The following is a 20111-nucleotide window of genomic DNA, read 5'->3' on the forward strand; positions in this document are numbered from 1 at the left end:
GCTGATGGGAGGCTCCCGGAGGTGGAAGGACGGGAGGACGCCGGTGTCCGAAAGCGCTGACGATTCTACTCCGGCAGCGCGCCGAGCTCCTCCCGGACGAAGCGGGCGAACTGCGCGGAGGCCGCCGACTCCGACCGGGTGCGGTTGCGGGCGATGCCGACGATGCGCGACGCCTCGTCGGCGAGCGGCACCGCGACGATCCCGGGGTCGGCGGGGGTGTCCGGGATGAGCGCGACGCCGACGCCGTCGCGCACCAGCGCGCGCAGAGTGGCGAGCTCGGTCACCTCGATGACGGGGTCCATGACCACGCCGTGCGCGGCGAAGTAGGCGTCGGCGATGTGCCGCAGCCCGGAGCCGGGGCGCAGCGCGACCAGCTCCACCGCGTCGAGGTCGGCGACGGTCACGCTGTCGCGTCCGGCCAGGGGATGCCCGACGGGCGCCCCGAGTGCGAGCCGCTCGGCGGTGAGCGGGTGCCACTCGATGTCGGGATCGCGCGGGTCGGGGCTCAGGAAGGCGATGTCCGCCGACCCCTCGCGCAGCGCGTCGAGCACGGTGTCGGCGGTGCCGCCGCGCAGCACGAAGCGGATGTCCGGGAACAGCGCCCGGTACTCCCGCACCACGCGCGGGATGAGCCAGCCCCCGAACGACGACACGTACGCGATCGAGACGGTCCCCCCGGACGGGTCGCGCAGCGCGTCGATGCGCGCCCGCGCGTTCTCCAGCTCCGCCTCGGCGCGGAGCGCGTGCGCGAGCAGGATCTCCCCGTACTGGTTCAGCTCCAGCCGGCCGCGGCGCCGGTCGAACAGCTCGACGCCGACCTCCGCCTCCAGCTTCGCCAGCGTGCGCGACAGCGTCGACTGCGAGACCCCGAGCGCGTCCGCGGCCAGCGCGATCCGCCCCTCCGCGACCAGGGCGCGGAACTGGGCGATCTCGTCGATGCGCATCCCCCCATCATGGCGCACGGCCGAGCACCCCTCGTGGGGCTGGAAACGCATGTCTGCTCAAATGAGCGGTCTACCCCCGAACGAGTTTTCTGTACGTTCACAGAAGGGTCAGCGGCCCTTTCCCCGCACTTCCTAGGGTGGCGCCCGGATCACCAGCACCTCACCGACCGAGGAGAAGAATGTCAAGCAGACTGGGGAGGCTGTGGCGCGTCGCCACCGCCGCCATCGTCGGGGCCGGCCTCGCCGCCACCCCGATCGTCGCGACGCCCGCGCTCGCGAGCACCGACGGCACCGGTGTCGTCATCAACGAGGCCTACCTGTCCGGCGGCAGCGCCGGCGCGGCCTACACGAACAAGTTCGTCGAGCTCTACAACCCGGGTGCGACGGCCGTCGACCTGACCGGCTGGAGCGTCCAGTACCGCTCCGCGACCGGCACCGGCGCGTCGAACGGCGTGGTCCCGCTCTCCGGCTCCATCGCCGCCAAGGGCTACTACCTCGTGGCCGGAGGCTCCAACGGCGCGAACGGCCAGGCCCTCCCGACCCCGGACGCCGCGGCCACCGGGCTCAACCCGAGCGGCACCACGGGCACGCTGATCCTGGCGAAGAAGGCCGCCGCGCTCACCCTGCCGACCGGCTCGGTGACCGGCAACGCCGACGTGGCCGACCTCCTCGGCTACGGCACCGCCAACACGTTCGAGACGGCGAAGGCGACCGCGCCGACCGCCAACACCGACGTGAAGTCGCTGAACCGCACCTCCTTCACCGACGCCGACGACAACAGCGCCGACTTCACGCTGAGCGCCACCATCACGCCGCAGAACACGGCGTCGACGGGCACGGGCGACCCCGGCACCGACCCGGGCGACGGCACCGACCCCGGTGACGGCGGCGACCCCAGCCCGCCGGCCGGCGCGATCTCGATCGCCGAGCTGCAGGGCACGGGCGACGCCAGCCCGAAGGCGGGCCAGACGGTCACGACCACCGGCGTCGTCACCGCGCAGTACGCGACCGGAGGCTTCAACGGCTTCTACCTGCAGACCCCGGGCACCGGCGGCGCGGTCGACCTCGCGACGCACACCGCGTCCGACGCCGTCTTCGTCTACGGCTCGTCCGCCGCCGCCGCGGTGAAGCCCGGCGACTACGTGCAGGTCACGGGCGCCGTCAGCGAGTACAACGGCCTGACGGAGCTCACCGCGACGAAGGTCGACCAGCTCGACGCGAGCACGGTCACCGCTCCCGCTCCCGCGACGGTCGGCCTCCCCGCCACCGACGCCCAGCGCGAGAGCCTCGAGGGCATGCTGATCGCCCCGCAGGGCGCGTTCACCGTCACCGACACCTACTCGACCAACCAGTACGGAGAGGTCGGCCTCGCCGCGGGCGACAAGCCGCTCATCCAGCCGACCGAGGTCGCGCGTCCCGGCACCCCCGAGTACGCGGCGGCCGTGGCCGACGTGAAGGCGCGCGGCGTCATCCTCGACGACGGCGGCTCGACGAACTTCCTCGGCAGCGCGGCGAACAAGGCCAAGCCGCTGCCGTACGTGTCGCTGCAGAACCCGGTCCGCGTCGGCGCGCCGGTCACGTTCACGAAGCCGGTCGTCCTCGACTACCGCAACGACGCCTGGAAGTTCCAGCCCGTCGCCGAGCTCACCCCGGCGGACGCCGCCGACGTGCAGCCCGTCACCTTCGCGAACACCCGCACCGCGGCCCCGGAGAACGTGGGCGGCGACCTCCGCCTGGCCACCTTCAACGTGCTGAACTACTTCACCACGACCGGCGACCAGCTGAGCGGCTGCACCTACTACACCGACCGCGCTGGTGAGGAGGTCACGGTCAACTCCGGCTGCGACGCCCGCGGCGCGGCCGACGCCGACGACCTCAAGCGCCAGCAGGACAAGATCGTCGCGGCGATCAACGGCCTGAGCGCCGATGTCGTCTCGCTCGAGGAGATCGAGAACTCGGCCCGCTTCGGCAAGGACCGCGACGACGCGCTCTCGAGGCTCGTCACCGCGCTCAACGCCGCCGCAGGCGGCGAGGTCTGGGCGTACGTGAAGTCGCCGTCGAAGCTCCCCGCGACGGAGGACGTCATCCGCACCGCCTTCATCTACAAGAAGGCGAACGCCCAGCCGGTCGGCGACGCGAAGATCCTCGACGACGCCGCGTTCTCGAACGCGCGTCAGCCGCTCGCACAGGCCTTCAAGAAGGTCGGCACGAAGGACGACTCGGCCTTCATCGCGATCGTCAACCACTTCAAGTCGAAGGGCTCCGGCACCGGGGCCGACGCCGACCAGGGCGACGGGCAGGGCGCCTCCAACGCCTCCCGCGTGGCCCAGGCCAAGGCGCTGGTCGCCTTCGCCGACGAGCGGCAGAAGACGCTGGGCACCGACAAGGTGCTCCTGATCGGCGACTTCAATGCCTACCTGAAGGAGGACCCCATCACGGTCCTCACCGACGCCGGCTACGTCGACCAGGTCAGCACGCGCACGAGCAAGCAGACCTACTCGTTCGACGGCACGGTCGGCTCGCTCGACCACGTGCTCGCCTCTCCGGCGGCCGACAAGGCCATCACCGGCGCCGACGTGTGGAACATCAACTCGGGCGAGTCCATCGCGCTGGAGTACAGCCGGTACAACTACAACGTCACGAACTTCTACGCGGCCGACCCGTACCGGTCGAGCGACCACGACCCGATCGTCGTGGGCCTCGGCCTCACGGCGGCCCCGGTGACGCTGAACCTGCTGAACATCAACGACTTCCACGGTCGCATCGACAGCAACACCGTGAAGTTCGCGGGCACGATCGAGAAGCTGCGCGCCGAGGCGGGCGAGGAGAACACCCTCTTCCTCTCGGACGGCGACAACATCGGCGCCTCCCTGTTCGCCTCGGCCACGGCCGGCGACATCCCGACCATCGACGTGCTCAACGCGCTGGGCCTCAAGACGAGCGCCGTGGGCAACCACGAGTTCGACAAGGGCTTCTCCGACCTGACCGGCCGGGTGAAGGACGCGGCCGACTTCAGCTACCTCGGCGCCAACGTCTACCAGAAGGGCACGAAGGACCCGGCGCTGCCCGAGTACGCCGTGTTCACGGTCGACGGCCTGAAGGTCGGCGTCATCGGCGCCGTCACGCAGGAGACCCCGACGCTGGTCTCGCCGGGCGGCATCGCCGACCTCGACTTCGGCGACCCGGTGGAGGCGGTCAACCGCGTCGCCGGCGAGCTCACCGACGGCGACACCGCCAACGGCGAGGCCGACGTCATCGTGGCCGAGTACCACGAGGGCGCGGGGGCCGGGACGCCGGACGGCGCGACCCTCGACCAGGAGGTCGCGGCCGGTGGGGCCTTCGCCGACATCGTGACCAAGACCTCCAACAAGGTCGCGGCCATCTTCACGGGCCACACGCACAAGCAGTACGCGTGGGACGCCCCCGTGCCCGGTGTCGACGGCAAGACCCGCCCGGTGGTCCAGACCGGCAGCTACGGCGAGAACATCGGCCAGGTGCAGCTCACCGTCGACCCCGACACCGACACGGTGACCGCGTACACGGCCCGCAACGTGGCGCGCACGACCGACGCGGACGACGCGCTGGTCGCGGCGTACCCGCGGGTCGCGCAGGTGAAGACGATCGTCGACAAGGCGCTCGCCGACGCGGCGGTCATCGGCAACCAGAAGGTCGGCTCGGTCACCGCGGACATCACGACGGCCTACGCCAACGGCCTGCGCGACGACCGCGCCAGCCAGTCCACCCTCGGCGGCCTCGTCGCGGACTCGCTGCTCGACACCCTCGCGCCGGCGGAGCTCGGCGGCGCCGAGATCGGCGTCGTGAACCCGGGCGGCCTGCGCGCCGAGCTGCTGTACGGCACCGACGGATCGATCACGTACGCCCAGGCGAACGCGGTCCTGCCGTTCGTGAACAACCTGTGGACGACGACCCTCACCGGGGCGCAGTTCAAGCAGGCGCTCGAACAGCAGTGGCAGCGCAACGCCGACGGCACCGTGCCGAGCCGGCCGTTCCTCGCGCTCGGACTCTCGAAGAACGTGAACTACACGTTCGACGAGACCCGTCCGGAGGGCGACCGCATCACGAGCATCCTCGTGAACGGGCAGCCGATCGACCCGGCGAAGACGTACCGGATCGGGTCGTTCTCGTTCCTGCTGCAGGGCGGAGACAACTTCCGCGCCTTCGCCTCCGGCACCGACACCCGCGACTCCGGTCTCATCGACCGGGACGCGTGGATCGGCTACCTGAAGCAGAACAGCCCGGTCTCGCCCGACTTCGCCAAGCGCGGCGTCGGCGTGACCGGCGTCCCGACCGGCACCCTCCAGCGCGGCCAGCAGGTCTCGTTCCAGGTGAAGGGGCTCAACCTGACCTCCCTCGGCAGCCCGGCGAACACCGCGCTGGAGCTGACCTGGCAGGGCAGCTCGGCCTCCCTCGGCACGGCGGCGGTGGACGCGGCGGGCACCGCGACGGTGACCGTCACCGTCCCGGCCGACGCGGCCGGCCCGAGCACCCTGGTGCTGCGGGCCACGCCGACGGGCACGACCGTGCAGGTGCCGCTCACCGTGGCGGCCGCCGAGCCGGGCAACCCGAAGCCGACGAAGGACCCGAAGGCCGCCAAGGAGTCGGCGCTGAAGAAGGCCCTGGAGGGTCTCGTCAGCACCGACAAGGCGACCTACCGCCCCGGCGAGCAGATCCGCGTGACGGTCGGCACGAAGCTGGCCGGCCAGTGGGTCTCGGTCTGGGCATACTCGAAGCCGCAGAACATCGGCGGCGGCTGGGTGCAGGTCCCGGCGGACGGCGTGCTGACGCTGACCCTCCCGAAGGATGTCGGCAACGGCACCCACAAGCTGTCGGTCCAGGACGCCCAGAACGACGTCATCGGCTGGACGACCATCAAGGTCAAGGCCGACAACGGCCACGGCAGCGGCAACGGCAACGGTCTGATCGACTGGATCGTGGACGCGATCGGCAACATCCTGGGCTGGCTCTTCGGGCACTGACCCGGAGCCGACCCCCACGGACGGCCGTCGGAGCGGGACCTCTCCCGCCGGGCGGCCGTTCGGCGTCCGCGCCGCCGCCCCCGCGCCGCCGCCCCCGCGCCTTCCGTCACCGACTTGTCACAACACGCCGTCTCGCCCCTCCGCCAGGCGGCGTGTTGCGCCAACTCGGTGAGGGCGCCCGCTCGCCGAGGCCACTTGTCACGACACGCCGTCTCGCCCCTCCGCTCCCGCGCCTTCCGTCATCGACTTGTCAGGACACGCCGTCCGGCCCCTCCGGGAGGCGGCGTGTTGCGCCAACTCGATGCAGGCTACGGCGGCAGGGCGTGTAAGAAATTCTTGACACGGTGTCAGCGCCGCTTTACACTCGCCATGTACAGAATTTTTGACATGCGAGGTGTGCGGTGTCGTACGACGAGAAGAACTCCTGGGTGTTCCTGGTGACCGCGGTCCTCGGCTACGCCGTCTACCTGATCCTGCTGGCGGCGCTCGGGCCCGGCGCCTACGTCCCGCTGCTGCTGTGGACCGTCGGCGGTGCGATCGTCGTCAACATCCTCGCGAGCATCGTGGTCGCGGCCGGCAACCGCAGGGAGGCCGACAAGCGCGACCAGCGCGACCGCGAGGTGAAGGCGTTCGGCGAGCGGATCGGCCAGGCCTTCGTGGTCATCGGTGCGGGCGCCGCCCTCGTGCTCGCGCTGTTCGAGGCGCCGTGGTTCTGGATCGCGAACGCCGTCTACCTCGCCTTCGTGCTCTCGGCCGTGGTCGGCTCGATCGCCACCCTCGTCGCCTACCGCAAGGGGATGCCCGCGTGGTGAAGCCGACGCGGGTCACGAACTCCATCCGCTCGCTCCGGTTCGGCGCCGGAGAGATGACGCAGGCCGAGCTCGCCGACCGGGTCGGCGTGACCCGGCAGACCATCATCGCCATCGAGCAGGGGCGGTACTCGCCGTCGCTCGAGCTGGCGTTCCAGATCGCGCGGGTCTTCGGGGTACCGCTCGACGACGTGTTCCAGTATCCCGAGCACTGACACCGTCCGAGCGGGCGGATCCGAGAGCCGAGGAGAGGCGATCATGACGACGATGCGAGCGGTGACCCAGGATGTGTACGGCCCGCCGAGCGTGCTCCGCGTGGAGCAGGTGCCGGTTCCGGTGCCCGGCGAGGGCGAGGTGCTGGTGCGGGTGGAGGCGGCGGGCGTCGACGCGGGCACGTGGCACCTCACGACCGGGCGGCCGTACCTGATGCGGGCGATCGGCCTCGGCATGCGCGGCCCGAAGTCGCGCATCCGCGGCATGGCCTTCGCGGGCACGGTCGAGGGCACGGGCGAGCCGGTGCTCGGCTCCGCCGATGGCGCCCTGGCCGAGTACGTCGCGGTGAAGGCCGCTGACCTCGTCGCGCGACCCGACGGTCTCGGCGCGGTGGAGGCGGCGGCGCTCCCGATCTCCGGCGTCACCGCCCTGCAGGCCGTCCGCGCCGCTCGGCTCCGGGCAGGCGACCGGGTGCTGATCCTGGGCGCGGCGGGAGGCGTCGGGCACTACGCCGTGCAGCTGGCCGTCGCCGAGGGCGCCCGGGTGACCGGCGTGTGCAGCGCGGCCAAGGCCGGCCTCGTGCGCGACCTGGGAGCCGAGGAGACGATCGACTACGCCACGACCGACGTGCTCGCCCTGGGCCGGGTCTGGGACGCGATCATCGACACCGCCGGCAACCGTCCGCTGCGGGCGCTCCGTCGCATCCTCTCGCCCACCGGATCCGTGGTGCTGGTCGGCGGGGAGGCCGGCGGCCGGCTCACCGGCGGCATCGAGCGCACGGCCGCGGCGGGGATGCTGAACGCGCTCACCGGCCAGCGTCTCGTCGGCCTGGTGTCGCGCGAGAACGCCGACGACGAGCGTGCGCTCGTAGAACTCTGGCGGGCCGGCTCGATCCGGCCGGTCATCGACACGGTCTACCCGCTGGAGCGCACCGCGGAGGCGATCGAGCACCTCGGCGCCGGTCGCGCCCGCGGCAAGGTGGTCGTCACGATCCCCGCTTGACTTCAAGCGCTTGAGGTCTGTTCTGATGGGGACATGACCACGTTGAGCATCCAGGACGTCGCGCGGCAGAGCGGCTTGAGCGAGCCGACGCTGCGCTACTACGAGGAGGTCGGCCTGCTGGGCCCGATCGCCCGGGACGAGCGCAGCGGCCACCGGCGGTACGGCGAGGGCGACCTCGACGCCGCCCAGGTGCTCGCCTGCCTGCGCGCGATGGGCGTCGGCATCGAGGACATGCGCCGCTACCAGGCGAACCGGAGGCGCGGCCGCGCGGCGGCGGGGGAGCAGCGCGACATCCTGCTCCGCCACGCCGAGCGCGTCGAGGCACAGCTCGCGGTGCTGCACGTGCACCTCGACTACCTGCGCGTGAAGGCCGCCCTCTGGGACGCCCGCGATCGCCAGGACGCCGCCGCCGAAGCCAGGGCGCACGACGAGCTCGACACCATCCTTCCCCGACTCGAGGAGACCTTCCGATGACCACCACCGACACCCCGACCGTCCTCGTCACCGGCGGGACGGGCTATCTCGCCACCCGGCTCCTCGCCGACCTGCTGGCCCGCGGGACCGCGGTCCGCACCACCGTCCGCTCGCTCGATCGGGAGGAGGAGGTCCGTGCCGCCGTCCGCCGGGCCGGCGTCGACGATGCCGGGCTGTCGTTCGCGGCCGCCTCCCTCACCGAGGACGGCGGCTGGGCCGCCGCGCTCGCGGGCATCGAGGAGGTGCACCACACCGCGTCGCCGATGATCCTGACCGCCGCGCCGGACGAGGTCGTCGTCCCCGCACGCGACGGCGCCCTGCGTGTGCTGCGCGCGGCGCGGGACGCGGGCGCCCGCCGCGTCGTGCTCACGTCGTCGTTCGCCGCGGTGGGCTACTCGCCCAAGCCGGTGCGCGACTACGACGAGAGCGACTGGACCGACCCCGCGACGCCCGGCCTCCCCGCCTACCCGCTGTCGAAGGCGGTGGCCGAGCGGGCGGCGTGGGACTTCGTGGAGCGGGAGGGCGGCGGCCTCGAGCTCGTCGCCCTCAACCCCACGTGGATCGCCGGGCCGACCCTGACGGCCTCGGCGCGATCGTCGCTCGCCGTGTTCACCGGGATGCTCGACGGCACCATGACGGCGGTGCCGCGCCAGCGGTTCGGCATCGCGGACGTGCGGGACGTCTCGGCGGCCCATCTCGCCGCGATGTCCGCCCCGCACGCCGCCGGCAAGCGGTATCTCGTGCTCGCCGACGGTCCGACGATGACCTTCCTCGACGTCGCGAACGTGCTGCGCACCGAGCTCGGCGCTCTCGCGGACCGCGTGCCGACGGAGGAGCTGCCCGGCGAGGAGCCCGCGCCCCTGGTCATCCACAACGAGCGGGCACAGCGCGAGCTGGGCCTGCGCCCCCGCCCGGTGGTCCGCACCATCGTGGAGACCGCCGAGAGCCTGCGCGACCTCGGGCTGCTCGCGGTCCGGTCCTGACCCGGCGGCCCACGCGAAGCGCGTGCGGGTCAGACCTCGAAGTACAGGTGGGTGTGGAGGCGGCAGCCGGGATTGAAGGCGGCGCCGCAGGCCGGGCAGCCGTCGACGCCCAGGTACTCGGCGATCGTCAGCTCGGTCCGGCAGACGCCGCACAGCACGGCACGCTCCTCTCGCGCCGACGCCGGCCATCGCGCGGCCGGATGCCCGGTCGTCTCCGCATGGCAGAGGTGGCACGGGTAGTACTCGCCGCAGCAGGCGAAGCGGATCGCCACCACGTCGAGCGGCGACCGGTAGTGGATGCAGCGGGTCTCGTCATCCACGACGGGCCCGTGCACGACCGGGCCGCCGGCGACCGGGCCGCCCGCGACCGGGCCGCCCGCGACCGGCCCGCCCGCGACCGGGCCGCCCGCGACCGGCCCGCCCGCCGCGCTCATCGCACACCCCGGGCGGCCAGCGCGTCGCCCAGCTGGTCGGCGTGCTTCAGCGCGAGCACGAGGTAGGGCACGGCGAAGGTCCGGAGGCTCGCGCGGCCCCCGCGCGCCCGCTGCGCCTCCCGCACCTCGCCCGCGAGCCGCGCCAGCACCGGAACCGTTCCGAGCGTGACCGTCAGCAGCAGCGCTGCCCGCTGCGGGTCGAGGTGGAGGCGCCGCAGCGGACCCAGGCCGCGCTCGACCGCGTCGAGCAGGTCGGTGACCCGCGTCGTCAGCACCAGCAGGCCGGCGAGCACCACCGCCGCCGTCACCCGCGCGGTGTTCGCGACCGCGGCCTCCACCCCGAGGAAGAGCAGCTGGCACCCGAGCGTGACGACGATCAGCCAGCGCACCGCGACGACCTGGCGGCCCAGCTCCCGCAGCCCGAGCCCCGCGACCGGATACGCGACGAGCGCAACGGCCGCCGCGACGCCTGCCGCCCACCATGTGGAGGGGAGCAGGGAGACCGCCAGCACGACCACCAGGATGAGCAGCAGCTTCGGGCCGGCCGGCATCCGGTGGAGGAGGCCGTCGCCCGGCCGGTAGAGGCTCAGCATGCGAGGGCCGCCTCGTAGGCGTCGACGATCCGGGCGGGTTCGCCCACCGCCGCCACCCGGCCGTCGGCGACGAGGACGGCGGTGTCGCAGCGCGCGGCCAGCGCCAGGTCGTGCGTCACGAGCACCAGCCGATGGCCCGCGTCGGCCAGGAGGTGGTCGGCCACCCGTCGTGCGTTGCGCGCGTCGAGGTAGGCGGTCGGCTCGTCGGCGATCACGAGGTCGGGCCGGCGGACGAACGCGCCCGCGAGCGCGAGCAGCTGCTTCTGGCCGCCGGACAGCTCGTGCGCCGACCGCTCGGCCAGCCCGGCCAGCCCGAACCGGTCGAGGGCCTGCGCGACCCGGGCGGCCGATTCGGCCCGGGGGAGGCGCTCGGAGCGCAGCGAGAACGCCACGTCCTCCGCGACCGTCGGCATCACGATCTGCGCATCGGGGTTGCTGAACAGGACCGCGACGCGGCGCCGCAGCTCGGCGGCCTGCCGTACGGGGTCGAGTCCGAGCACCCGCACGCGCCCGCCCGTCGGCGCCACGAGCCCGCCCAGGAGGCGCGCGAGCGTCGACTTGCCCGAGCCGTTCTCCCCGACGACCGCGATCGTGCGCGCGTCGACCGCGAGGCTCGACGGGCGCAGCGCCTCCGTGTCGCCGAGGCGCACGGAGGCGTCGACCAGCTCGATGGCCGCTCCGGGCACCGAGGCCGGGGGCTGCGCCGTCACGCCGCCCGCGTCCTCCACGTGCGGCGGAACGCCCGTGGGTAGGCCCGCACCAGCGTCATGACGATGAGAGTCGCGAGCACCGCTTTCACCAGGTCGCCCGGCACGAACACCAGGCTGGTCAGCGCGGTCTCACCGAGCGGGAGGCGCGTCACGGCCGCCTGCCACGGGATCCCGACCGCGTAGATCACGAGCACGCCGCCGACCAGCATGCCGAGGAACGTCCGCCACCACACCGGCTTGCGGTGTGCGGCGTGCACGATGAGCCCGATGACCAGCGCGCCGGCGATCCAGCCGAGCGCGTAGCCGCCGCTCGGTCCGACGAAGACCGCGATGCCGCCGCGTCCGCCGACCAACAGCGGGAGGCCGACGGCGACGAGCGCGAGCAGCACCGCCATCGACAGCGCGCCGAGCCACGGCCCGAGGATGGCGCCGGCGAGCATCACGCCGAGCGTCTGCGCGGTGATCGGCACCGAGCCGAAGACGCTGAGGCCGCCGGGCAGGCCGAGCACGGCCACGATGGCGGCGAAGACGGCGACGCGGGCGAGGTCCGTCGCGTCGAGGCGGCGAGCGGGCGCGGCCGCGGCGGGAGCGGCCGGCGCGGCGGACGCCGCGGGAGCGGGGGAGTCGGTCATGAGCATCCTTACCTGAACGGTGTTCACCTGAACGGCGTTCACTATAGTGGGGGAATGGCGTCGAACGAAAGCGGCCGCAGGCACACCAGGGACGACGTCGCGCGCACGGCGCTCCGCATCCTCGACGACGACGGCCTCCCCGACCTCACCATGCGCCGCCTCGCCGCGGCCCTCGACGTGCAGCCGAGCGCGCTCTACCACCACTTCCCGAACAAGCAGACGCTGCTCGCCGAGCTCGCGGATCGCATCGTCGCCCGCGCCGCCCGCCCGACGGACGGTCTCGCGTGGAGCGACGCCGTCCGGGCCGAGGCCGCCGGCCTCCGCGACGCGCTGCTCGCCTACCGCGATGGCGCGGAGGTCGTGTCGAGCACCTTCGCGCTGGGCCTCGGCGCCGCCGCCCCGCTCGACCGCTTCACCGCGGCGGTCGCTGCGGGCGGCTACGACGCCGAGACGGCCCGGCGCGCGGCGACGGCCCTCCTGCACTTCGTGCTGGGCCACGTCTCGCACGAGCAGCAGCGCCTGCAGTACGACAGCCTCGGCGTGCTGGCCGACGGAGCAGCCACGGCGATCGACGCCGACCCGGCGGCCGCGTTCGCGTTCGGCATCGACCTGCTGGTCGGCGGCCTGCAGAGCCTCGGCCGCGAGGGCCTCAGCAGCGAGGACCGCCGCGGCGGCGAGGTCAGTCGCTCCCGAACGTGACCTTCCACCCGCCCACGACGTGCGTGGCGAGGTTGAACAGCGCGGCGGCGATCGCGCCGAGCGCCGAGACGACGATCAGCTCCAGCACGGCCACCACGAGCGTGAAGGTCATCACGTTCGGGAAGGTCAGGTCGGCCACGAGCGCCGCGCCCTGGTCGCCCGCGATGCCCTCGAGGAGGTCGCGGGCGGTCTGCACGAGTCCGAGCCGCTCGAGCGCGGTCCACAGCAGCAGCATCAGCACGACGGTGATCGCGGCGACGATCAGGCTCACGAGGAACGACATCTTCAGCGCCGACCAGAAGTCGATGTACACCAGGCGCATCACGGCGCGCCGCGTCTGCTTCTTCGTGCGTGCCGCCACGAGACCCTCCCCGGTACTGCTGCCGCCGGTGCTCGACGGTCCCCTCGGGGGCTCAGTCTAGCGGGAGACGCCCGCGGTCTCCGGCAGGCCGCGCAGCGCCTCCTCGCGACCCGCCGCGACGATCCCCGGCAGCACGAACACCCACAGCTCGCGCACCCGTTGCAGCAGGTCGGCGTGGTGGGTGAGCGTCTCCGAGACGAGCTGGACGCCGGTGAACGCCGGCGACAGGAAGCGCGCGAACATGTCGGGGTCGACGTCGGGACGGAGGTCGCCCTCCGCGATCCCGCGGCGGGTCAGCTCCGCGAGCGTGCGCATCCAGTCGCGGTAGGGGTCGGCCACCGGCCGCTCGAACGTCGACACGTCCGTCGTGAGCCGGATGCCCGCCTGGACCACCGGGTCGGCCTGCAGCTGCTCGGCCAGCCCGAAGCACAGCAGCACCATCGTCTCGAGCGCCGGCCGCTCCTCCTCGAGCGTCGCCGCGACGGCCACCATCGTGCGGCGGTGCTGCTCCTCGATCACCGCGCGGGCGAGGTCGTCCTTCGAGGTGAAGTGGAAGTACAGCGCGCCCTTCGTCATCCCCGACTCGGCCGCGATCTCGGCCACCGACGCCGATCCGTAGCCGCGGCGGCGGAACACCTCCGCCGCCCCCGCGACGATCGCCTCCCGCGTGACCAGGGCGCGGGCTTGCTTGACCATGTGACTCCCGGGGGCGTGAAGGGGCGGAGGGGACGGTCACACGTTAACCCACCGTTCCTCGGGGCGCGGTGAACGTTCGTCCAGGAAGCGGACGTGGCGTCCCATCCCGGCGTAGCGTTGCCATCAGCACGCCTGAACGAGCAGAACCGCACCGAGAGGAGCACGCCCATGCCCACCGTCGCCGACACCATCGTCGAGATCCTTCACGATGCGGGGGTGAACCGCGTCTACGGGATCCCCGGCGACTCTCTCAACGGCTTCACCGACGCGCTGCGCCGCTCGGGGGACGTCGCCTGGGAGCAGGTGCGGCACGAGGAGGCGGCGGCGTTCGCGGCCTCCGCGGAGGCGGCCCTCACGGGCGGCCTGGCGGTGTGCGCCGGCAGCTGCGGGCCGGGCAACACGCACCTCATCAACGGCCTCTACGATGCGAACCGCAGCCGCGTCCCCGTGCTCGCCATCGCTGCGCAGATCCCGCAAGCCGAGATCGGGACCGGCTACTTCCAGGAGACGCACCCGCAGGAGCTGTTCCGCGAGGCGTCGGTGTACACCGAGCTCATCAGCCGGCCGGAGCAGCTGCCGCGCATCCTCGAGATCGCGATGCGCACGGCGGTCGAGAAGCGCGGCGTCGCCGTGATCGTCGTCCCGGGCGAGATCTTCCTCGCCGACGCGGCCGGCCGCCGCAAGTCCGCCCCGATCGTCGAGGCGCCCCGCGTCACGCGCCCGTCCGACGGCGAGCTGCGGGCCGCCGCCGACATCCTCAACGCCGCGCGCAAGGTGACGATCCTCGCGGGGGCCGGCGTCGAGGGCGCGCACTCCGAGCTGATCTCGATCGCGAAGGCGCTGCAGGCGCCGATCGTGCACGCCATGCGCGGCAAGGAGTTCGTCGAGTACGACAACCCGTACGACGTCGGCATGACCGGGCTGCTCGGGTTCTCCTCCGGCTACCGGGCGATGGAGGCGTGCGACGCGCTGCTCATGCTCGGCACCGACTTCCCGTACCCGCAGTTCTACCCGTCGAAGGCGAAGATCGTCCAGGTCGACATCCGCGGCGAGGTGCTCGGCCGCCGCACACCGCTCGACCTCGGCCTCGTCGGCAGCGTCAAGGACACGGTGCAGGCGCTGCTGCCGCTGCTGACAGCCCGCACAGACACCAAGCACCTCGACGCCTCCACCGCCCACTACGCCAAGGCACGCAAGAGCCTCGACGAGCTGGCGGTCAACGACCGCAACCGGCAGCCCATCCACCCCCAGTACGTGGCCAGGCTGGTCAGCGAGCTGGCGAGCGAGGACGCGGTCTTCATCCCCGACGTCGGCTCGCCCGTGGTGTGGGCGGCCCGCTACCTGAAGATGAACGGCCGGCGGCGCCTGATCGGCTCGTTCACGCACGGCTCCATGGCGAACGCGCTGCCCCAGGCCATCGGCGCCCAGACCGCCTTCCCCGGCCGCCAGGTCGTGGCGCTCGCCGGAGACGGCGGCCTCGCGATGCTGCTGGGCGAGCTGCTGACCCTCCGCCAGAACCGGCTGCCGGTGAAGATCGTGCTCTTCAACAACTCCTCGCTGAACTTCGTCGAGGTGGAGATGAAGGCCGCGGGCTTCGTGAACTACGGCACGGGCCTCGAGAACCCGGACTTCGCGCAGGTCGCGCAGGCCATCGGCCTCCACGGCCGCCGGGTGGAGGAGCCGGACGACCTCGAGGACGCCCTGCGCGAGGCGTTCGCGCACGACGGCCCCGCGCTCGTCGACGTGGTGACCGCGCGGCAGGAGCTGAGCATCCCGCCGGCGATCACCGCCAAGCAGGTCAGCGGCTTCACGCTCTACGCGCTGCGCACGATCATGTCGGGCCGCGGCGACGAGCTCATCGACCTCGCCGACACGAACGTCTTCCGCCGCCTCTTCGACTGACCCCCGCCGCTAGCCGCCGAGCACAGGAAAAATGTCGCGGATCCGCCCGGAGAGCGACATATTTCCTGTACTCGGCGGCTGGCGTATCAGTTGATGCAGACCTGGTCGGAGTACGACTGGGCCGGGGAGGTCGGGGTCGCGGCAGGAGCCGGAGCGGGCGCCGACCCTGCGTCGGCCGACGGGGCCGCCGGCATGAGGCCGTCCTCGCCGAGCACCAGCGTCACGCCGCTGACCGAGGACGTCTCCTGCACGCCCGCGCCGGGCACGAACGCCGCGACCGCCTTGGCCTGCGCCTCCTGACCCTTCGGGTACTGGATGGTCGTGGTCGCCGTCGTGTCGGCGTCGCCCGGGGTGCCGGTCTGGAACCCGGCGGCGGCGAGCGTCTGGGTCCCGGTCGTCGCCGAGCCGTCCGCCCCGCCGCCGTTGAGCACGGTCACGGTCGTGTCGGCGGGCTTCGCCGCGGTCGCCTTCTCGTAGTCGCTCGGCGTTCCCATCAGGCTCTGGATGAACGCCGGCATCGCGGCGGTGTCGACCTCCACCACCGAGATCTCGTCGCCGTCCACGTCGATGGTCGGCGTGCCGGAGATCGGGATGGTCGCCGACTGGATCTTCCCGCCCGTGAGCCCCTGCATCTGCGCCGCCAGCTGCAGGAAGTTGAGCCCGGGGTCGGTCTCCAGCGAGCCGCTCACCGCGTCCAGCACCTTCGTCAGCTTGGCCGGGTTGAGCAGCGTGCCCGCGGAGAGGAACTTGTGCGCCTCCACGGACAGGAAGTACTGCTGCCGCACCACCCGGTCCAGGTCGCCGCGCGGGAGGCCGTGCCGCTGCCGCACGAACGACAGCGCCTGCTGCGCGTTCAGCGTCGAGACCCCGGCCGGGAAGTTCGCGCCCGAGTACGGGTCGTCGACGGCCTCGTTGAGGCACACCTGCACCGGGCCGAGCGCGTCGGCGATCGTGTAGAAGCCGAGCAGCGAGATCCGGACGTAGTGGTCGATCGAGAGCCCGGTGAGGTTCTGCACCGTGTCGATGAGGAGCTTGGCCCCCGCGGTCGGGTCGCTCGCCCCGCCGCCGAGCGAGAAGGCCGAGTTGAGCTTGTTCATCCCGTGGCCCGGCACCTCCACCCAGGAGTCGCGGGGGAGGGAGATGAGCGTCGCCGACTTCCCGTCCGCCGGGAGGTGCAGGATCATCATCGTGTCGGTGTTGGTGCTGCCGCCGTCGTCGGTCGTGCTCAGCTGGGCGAGCTGCTCGGGGGTCGCGTTGTCCGGGCGGTGGTCGTCGCCGACCAGCAGGATGTTCTGGTCCTGCCCGTCGACGTCGTTCCCCTTCTTGCTGATCACGTCGACGTGGCTCACGCCGCCGACGAAGCGGAAGTAGCTGTACGCCGCGTACCCGCCGACGACCACGAGCACCACGGCCAGCGCGGCGGCCGTCCACGCGACGATGCGCTTGGTCCGCCGCCGCCGGGGGCGCTTGCCGCCGGGAGGCGGGGTGCGGTCGTCGCCGCCTCCGTCGCCGCCGCGTCCGTCGCCGCCGCGGCCGCCGCCCCGGCCGCCGCCGTCACCGGAACCGGAGCCCGAACCCGAGCCGAGCCCCAGGTCGTCGAACGGCGAGCCGGCCGAGCCGTGCCCTGCTGCTCCGCTCCCCGCGGCGGCTGCCCCGGCGCCCGCGCCGGACGGCACCCGCGTCGCGGGTCGGGTCGCGCGCACGGGACGGCGCGGGTCGGCGTCTGGCACCCGTCCGAACACCGCGGTCGCGGGGTCGACGGAGTCGTCGCGGCCGGCGTTCGGGCCGGAGGCGGCGGGATCAGTCGGGCGTCTCACACGGAAACGCTAGAGGGAGCATCCTGCGAACGCCCTGGTTTCCGAGCGCGTTCCCGACGAATCACCAGCAATTCCCGGCGCCGCTCTCAGTCGGCGGCGTCGGTCGGCGCGGTCGACGACCCCTCCTCGCGCCTCATCGCCTCCGTCATGCGGGTGGAGATGGCGAGCAGCTCGTCCTGCTGCTCCGGGCTGAGGGCGTCGTAGAGGATGCGGCGGATGGTCGCGGTGTGCTCAGGGAGCACCCGCACGACGACACGTCGCCCGTCGCCGGTGAGGTGGATCCAGCTGGCCCGGCGGTCCTCCGCGCAATCCTGCCGCTCGACGAAGCCGCGCGCCTCCATCCGCGTCACCTGGTGCGAGATGCGGCTCTTCTCCCACCCGGTCGCCGCGACGAGGTCGCGCACGCGCAGACGCCGCCCGGGGGAGCGGATGAGCGCCATCAGCACCTCCAGCTCCGAGATCGAGATGCCGGCGTCGCGCTGCAGCTGCTGGTCGAGGGCGCGGTCGAACCCGCGGCGCATGAGATAGAACTCATGGAAGAGCCGCAGCTCGTCGTCGCTGAGCTTGCGCGGGTCGGGCCGGGTGCGCGCGGTGGCCATGCCGCCATCCTCGCACGCGCCCACCGGGAGCCCGTGGTGGACGGGCCGCGCCGACGCCACGCGCCGCGGTGACCACCGGCCCGACGGACGTGCGACGCGGTGGATGAGCGACTCGGTGAACGCGCGACTCAGTGGACCAGCGACTCCACGAACACGACCAGCACACCGAGCGCGACGATCACCGCGAGCACGATCAGCTGCTTCCAGCCGGGCAGTCCCGTGCGCGACACGGCGATGCGCGCCACCACCGCCAGCGAGGCGATGAGCGACACGATCGCCGCGATCATGGCGGGGCGCATCCCGATCACGTCCGTCGCGGCCAGCACCAGCGCGATCACCGGAACGACCAGCACACCGAGGGCGCGGGAGGCGACGGCCACCATGTGCCGGAACTCCCGCGCCGAGGGCAGCGTGCTGTGCGCGATCATGTGCGACACCAGGTCGGAGGCGAGGCCGGCGAGCAGCACGCCGACGACCGAGACGATCAGGGTCCAGAGCACCGACGACGGGTCGAGCTCGTCCCCGTGCCCGTTCAACGCCATCAGGATCGCGAGGGCCGTGAACGTGACGTAGATGCGCTCGCGCAGGCGGTCGCCGGCCTGGCGGCGCTCCTCCTCGGTCGCGTCGGCGGGCAGGAAGCGGTCGTCGCGGCGGTCGGCTCCGCGGTCGGGCTGGGCGGACATGCGACGAGCTTAGCGACGTGGGAATGCGAGACGGCCCGGCCGCGTTCAGCACACGTTGACACGTCAACTTCATCCGACACGAAAGGCTGACATGACCAGGATCGCCATCATCATCGGCAGCACCCGCCCCGGACGCAACGGCGAGGCCGTCGCCCGCTGGGTGTACGAGCACGCCGCGAAGCGCTCGGACGCCGAGTACGAGCTCGTCGACCTCAAGGACTGGGATCTCCCGCACCTCGACGAGGCGATGCCCGCCGCGATGGGCCAGTACGCCGGCGAGCACACCAAGGCCTGGGCGGCCAAGATCGACGAGTTCGACGGTTACATCTTCGTCACGCCGGAGTACAACCACAGCACCTCGGGCGCGCTCAAGAACGCGATCGACTACGTCGGCGCCGAGTGGTTCAACAAGGCCGCCGGCTTCGTCAGCTACGGCGTCTTCGGCGGCGCCCGCGCGGTCGAGCACCTGCGTCTCGTGCTGTCGCAGCTGCAGGTCGCGACGGTCAGCGCGCACGTCGGCCTGAGCCTCGCCCACGACTTCGAGAACTGGGCGCTGAAGCCGACCGCCCAGCAGGAGGCCGCCCTCACCCCGCTGTTCGACCAGGTCGAGTCCTGGTCGCGCGCCCTCGAGACCGTCCGCGCCGAGTCCGACTCGGAGTCCGCCGCCGCGTAAAGCGTCCGCCACGCCGCCGAGGGGCGTCGTTCTGCCGCTATTCCGCGTGGATTCCGGCACAACGGCGCCCCTCGCGCGTCTCGCGGCGGCGCTACGGCGCGGCTCGGCGGCGCTACGTCTGGCAGACGGGGCAGAAGTAGGTGACGCGCTCCTCCAGCTCGGTCCGGCCGAGCTCCGAGCGCTGGATGGGCGTGCCGCACCTCCGGCACGGCTGCCCCTTGCGCCCGTACACCCAGCTCGTCCTCCCGCGCCGCGTGTCGCCGGTGGTGACGCGCACCGGACGGTTGCGGTTCGCGACGATCATCCGGTGCCCGAGCGCGACCGCCGCCGGGATGTCCGCGTCGCGCACCGGCCGGGTCGGCAGCATCCCGCGCAGGAAGCACAGCTCGTTGACGTACTCGTTGCCGAGCCCGGCGAGGTTGCGCTGGTCGAGCAGGGCGACGGCGACCGGCACGTCGGGATGCGCCTCCACCCGGCGCACGGCCTCCTCCGCATCCCAGTCGGGGCCGAGGAGGTCGGGGCCCAGGTAGCCGACCGCCTCCTCCTCGCGGTCCCGCGGCAGCACCTCCAGGATGCCGAGCAGGAACCCGACCGCGTCGGTGTCGGCCGTCCGTAGCACCGCGCGGGCCTGGTGCGCGGGGTGCCGCCAGCGCCCGCCCGGCGGGTACAGCTCCCACGAGCCCTCCATCTTGAGGTGGCTGTGGATGGTGTGGTCGCCGACCCGCATCAGCAGGTGCTTGCCGCGGCTCACGACCTCGTCGACGCGGTCGCCGGAGAGGTCGACGGTCGCGTAGGCGGGCACGCGGAAGTCCGTCGCGGTCAGGATGCGACCGGCGAGCGCGTCGTTCAGCCTCCGCGCCGCCCGGTAGACGGTGTCCCCCTCCGGCATC

Annotated in this window: 20 protein-coding genes; 9 read left to right on the forward strand and 11 right to left on the reverse strand. The window is 72.7% G+C overall.

Going from position 1 to position 20111, the window contains the following annotated elements:
* Positions 1 to 65: 65 nt before the first annotated feature.
* Positions 66 to 944, reverse strand: coding sequence for a LysR family transcriptional regulator (locus tag ACR9ZG_RS05410; RefSeq protein ID WP_481283800.1), 879 nt, complete (start codon positions 942 to 944; stop codon positions 66 to 68).
* 179 nt (positions 945 to 1123) lie between these two features.
* Between ACR9ZG_RS05410 and ACR9ZG_RS05415 the strand changes: the two genes are divergently transcribed.
* The 6 genes from ACR9ZG_RS05415 (at position 1124) to ACR9ZG_RS05440 (ending at position 9422) form a co-directional block, all read left to right on the forward strand.
* Positions 1124 to 5941, forward strand: a complete 4818-nt coding sequence (locus ACR9ZG_RS05415) for an ExeM/NucH family extracellular endonuclease (protein WP_481283801.1) — start codon at positions 1124 to 1126, stop codon at positions 5939 to 5941.
* 401 nt (positions 5942 to 6342) lie between these two features.
* A complete protein-coding gene (locus tag ACR9ZG_RS05420) occupies positions 6343 to 6753 on the forward strand; it encodes a hypothetical protein (RefSeq protein WP_481283802.1) in 411 nt (136 codons plus the stop codon).
* Positions 6747 to 6965 carry a helix-turn-helix transcriptional regulator gene (locus tag ACR9ZG_RS05425; protein WP_481283803.1) on the forward strand — a complete coding sequence of 73 codons (219 nt, stop codon included), beginning with the start codon at positions 6747 to 6749 and terminating at the stop codon, positions 6963 to 6965. The genes ACR9ZG_RS05420 and ACR9ZG_RS05425 overlap by 7 nt, the downstream gene beginning before the upstream one ends.
* A gap of 43 nt (positions 6966 to 7008) precedes the next feature.
* Positions 7009 to 7965 carry an NAD(P)-dependent alcohol dehydrogenase gene (locus ACR9ZG_RS05430; protein WP_481283804.1) on the forward strand — a complete coding sequence of 319 codons (957 nt, stop codon included), beginning with the start codon at positions 7009 to 7011 and terminating at the stop codon, positions 7963 to 7965.
* 33 nt (positions 7966 to 7998) lie between these two features.
* Positions 7999 to 8439 carry a MerR family transcriptional regulator gene (locus tag ACR9ZG_RS05435; RefSeq protein ID WP_481283805.1) on the forward strand — a complete coding sequence of 147 codons (441 nt, stop codon included), beginning with the start codon at positions 7999 to 8001 and terminating at the stop codon, positions 8437 to 8439.
* Entirely contained in the window at positions 8436 to 9422 is a 987-nt protein-coding gene (locus ACR9ZG_RS05440; protein ID WP_481283806.1) for an NAD-dependent epimerase/dehydratase family protein, read from the forward strand. The genes ACR9ZG_RS05435 and ACR9ZG_RS05440 overlap by 4 nt, the downstream gene beginning before the upstream one ends.
* 29 nt (positions 9423 to 9451) lie before the next feature.
* Here the strand turns inward: ACR9ZG_RS05440 and ACR9ZG_RS05445 are convergent, their stop codons facing one another.
* The 4 genes from ACR9ZG_RS05445 to ACR9ZG_RS05460 are packed head-to-tail and all read right to left on the reverse strand — an operon-like array spanning position 9452 to position 11791.
* Positions 9452 to 9856, reverse strand: a complete 405-nt coding sequence (locus tag ACR9ZG_RS05445; RefSeq protein WP_481283807.1) for a CHY zinc finger protein — start codon at positions 9854 to 9856, stop codon at positions 9452 to 9454.
* On the reverse strand, positions 9853 to 10449 hold the full coding sequence (locus ACR9ZG_RS05450) for an energy-coupling factor transporter transmembrane component T family protein (RefSeq protein ID WP_481283808.1): 597 nt from the start codon (positions 10447 to 10449) through the stop codon (positions 9853 to 9855). Before ACR9ZG_RS05450 ends, ACR9ZG_RS05445 begins: the two co-directional genes overlap by 4 nt.
* A complete protein-coding gene (locus tag ACR9ZG_RS05455; protein ID WP_481283809.1) occupies positions 10443 to 11159 on the reverse strand; it encodes an energy-coupling factor ABC transporter ATP-binding protein in 717 nt (238 codons plus the stop codon). The genes ACR9ZG_RS05450 and ACR9ZG_RS05455 overlap by 7 nt, the downstream gene beginning before the upstream one ends.
* Entirely contained in the window at positions 11156 to 11791 is a 636-nt protein-coding gene (locus ACR9ZG_RS05460; RefSeq protein ID WP_481283810.1) for a biotin transporter BioY, read from the reverse strand. The genes ACR9ZG_RS05455 and ACR9ZG_RS05460 overlap by 4 nt, the downstream gene beginning before the upstream one ends.
* Positions 11792 to 11845: 54 nt before the next feature.
* Between ACR9ZG_RS05460 and ACR9ZG_RS05465 the strand changes: the two genes are divergently transcribed.
* Positions 11846 to 12490, forward strand: coding sequence for a TetR/AcrR family transcriptional regulator C-terminal domain-containing protein (locus tag ACR9ZG_RS05465; protein WP_481283811.1), 645 nt, complete (start codon positions 11846 to 11848; stop codon positions 12488 to 12490).
* On the opposite strand, the gene ACR9ZG_RS05470 is transcribed toward ACR9ZG_RS05465, so the two are convergent.
* Positions 12471 to 12851: a DUF3566 domain-containing protein gene (locus ACR9ZG_RS05470; RefSeq protein WP_481283812.1), complete on the reverse strand. Its 381-nt coding sequence runs from the start codon at positions 12849 to 12851 to the stop codon at positions 12471 to 12473. The genes ACR9ZG_RS05465 and ACR9ZG_RS05470 overlap by 20 nt on opposite strands.
* 57 nt (positions 12852 to 12908) lie before the next feature.
* On the reverse strand, positions 12909 to 13547 hold the full coding sequence (locus tag ACR9ZG_RS05475) for a ScbR family autoregulator-binding transcription factor (RefSeq protein WP_481283813.1): 639 nt from the start codon (positions 13545 to 13547) through the stop codon (positions 12909 to 12911).
* A gap of 168 nt (positions 13548 to 13715) precedes the next feature.
* Between ACR9ZG_RS05475 and poxB the strand changes: the two genes are divergently transcribed.
* Complete coding sequence (gene poxB / locus ACR9ZG_RS05480) at positions 13716 to 15449, forward strand: ubiquinone-dependent pyruvate dehydrogenase (protein WP_481283814.1); 1734 nt, start codon at positions 13716 to 13718, stop codon at positions 15447 to 15449.
* 86 nt (positions 15450 to 15535) lie between these two features.
* Here poxB and ACR9ZG_RS05485 read toward each other — a convergent pair whose 3' ends face one another.
* The 3 genes from ACR9ZG_RS05485 to ACR9ZG_RS05495 all read right to left on the reverse strand — a co-directional run bounded on the left by ACR9ZG_RS05485 (position 15536) and on the right by ACR9ZG_RS05495 (position 18548).
* Positions 15536 to 17266 carry an LCP family protein gene (locus ACR9ZG_RS05485; protein ID WP_481283815.1) on the reverse strand — a complete coding sequence of 577 codons (1731 nt, stop codon included), beginning with the start codon at positions 17264 to 17266 and terminating at the stop codon, positions 15536 to 15538.
* A gap of 86 nt (positions 17267 to 17352) precedes the next feature.
* Positions 17353 to 17865 carry a MarR family winged helix-turn-helix transcriptional regulator gene (locus ACR9ZG_RS05490; RefSeq protein ID WP_481283816.1) on the reverse strand — a complete coding sequence of 171 codons (513 nt, stop codon included), beginning with the start codon at positions 17863 to 17865 and terminating at the stop codon, positions 17353 to 17355.
* A gap of 128 nt (positions 17866 to 17993) precedes the next feature.
* A complete protein-coding gene (locus ACR9ZG_RS05495; protein WP_481283817.1) occupies positions 17994 to 18548 on the reverse strand; it encodes a hypothetical protein in 555 nt (184 codons plus the stop codon).
* Positions 18549 to 18639: 91 nt separating this feature from the next.
* Here ACR9ZG_RS05495 and ACR9ZG_RS05500 point away from each other — a divergent pair, with 91 nt between their 5' ends.
* On the forward strand, positions 18640 to 19221 hold the full coding sequence (locus ACR9ZG_RS05500; RefSeq protein WP_481283818.1) for an NADPH-dependent FMN reductase: 582 nt from the start codon (positions 18640 to 18642) through the stop codon (positions 19219 to 19221).
* 112 nt (positions 19222 to 19333) lie between these two features.
* Here the strand turns inward: ACR9ZG_RS05500 and ACR9ZG_RS05505 are convergent, their stop codons facing one another.
* Positions 19334 to 20110 carry a DNA-formamidopyrimidine glycosylase family protein gene (locus ACR9ZG_RS05505; protein WP_481283819.1) on the reverse strand — a complete coding sequence of 259 codons (777 nt, stop codon included), beginning with the start codon at positions 20108 to 20110 and terminating at the stop codon, positions 19334 to 19336.
* Position 20111: the final 1 nt, after the last annotated feature.

Source organism: Leifsonia sp. KNZ12-8B (assembly GCF_056755495.1).

Coding starts and splice junctions, on each gene's coding strand:
- ACR9ZG_RS05410 (WP_481283800.1), bottom strand. CDS start 944: ATGCGCATCGACGAGATCGCCCAGTTCCGCGCCCTGGTCGCGGAGGGG.
- ACR9ZG_RS05415 (WP_481283801.1), top strand. CDS start 1,124: ATGTCAAGCAGACTGGGGAGGCTGTGGCGCGTCGCCACCGCCGCCATC.
- ACR9ZG_RS05430 (WP_481283804.1), top strand. CDS start 7,009: ATGACGACGATGCGAGCGGTGACCCAGGATGTGTACGGCCCGCCGAGC.
- ACR9ZG_RS05435 (WP_481283805.1), top strand. CDS start 7,999: ATGACCACGTTGAGCATCCAGGACGTCGCGCGGCAGAGCGGCTTGAGC.
- ACR9ZG_RS05440 (WP_481283806.1), top strand. CDS start 8,436: ATGACCACCACCGACACCCCGACCGTCCTCGTCACCGGCGGGACGGGC.
- ACR9ZG_RS05445 (WP_481283807.1), bottom strand. CDS start 9,856: ATGAGCGCGGCGGGCGGGCCGGTCGCGGGCGGCCCGGTCGCGGGCGGG.
- ACR9ZG_RS05450 (WP_481283808.1), bottom strand. CDS start 10,449: ATGCTGAGCCTCTACCGGCCGGGCGACGGCCTCCTCCACCGGATGCCG.
- ACR9ZG_RS05460 (WP_481283810.1), bottom strand. CDS start 11,791: ATGACCGACTCCCCCGCTCCCGCGGCGTCCGCCGCGCCGGCCGCTCCC.
- ACR9ZG_RS05465 (WP_481283811.1), top strand. CDS start 11,846: ATGGCGTCGAACGAAAGCGGCCGCAGGCACACCAGGGACGACGTCGCG.
- ACR9ZG_RS05475 (WP_481283813.1), bottom strand. CDS start 13,547: ATGGTCAAGCAAGCCCGCGCCCTGGTCACGCGGGAGGCGATCGTCGCG.
- poxB (WP_481283814.1), top strand. CDS start 13,716: ATGCCCACCGTCGCCGACACCATCGTCGAGATCCTTCACGATGCGGGG.
- ACR9ZG_RS05490 (WP_481283816.1), bottom strand. CDS start 17,865: ATGGCCACCGCGCGCACCCGGCCCGACCCGCGCAAGCTCAGCGACGAC.
- ACR9ZG_RS05495 (WP_481283817.1), bottom strand. CDS start 18,548: ATGTCCGCCCAGCCCGACCGCGGAGCCGACCGCCGCGACGACCGCTTC.
- ACR9ZG_RS05500 (WP_481283818.1), top strand. CDS start 18,640: ATGACCAGGATCGCCATCATCATCGGCAGCACCCGCCCCGGACGCAAC.
- ACR9ZG_RS05505 (WP_481283819.1), bottom strand. CDS start 20,110: ATGCCGGAGGGGGACACCGTCTACCGGGCGGCGCGGAGGCTGAACGAC.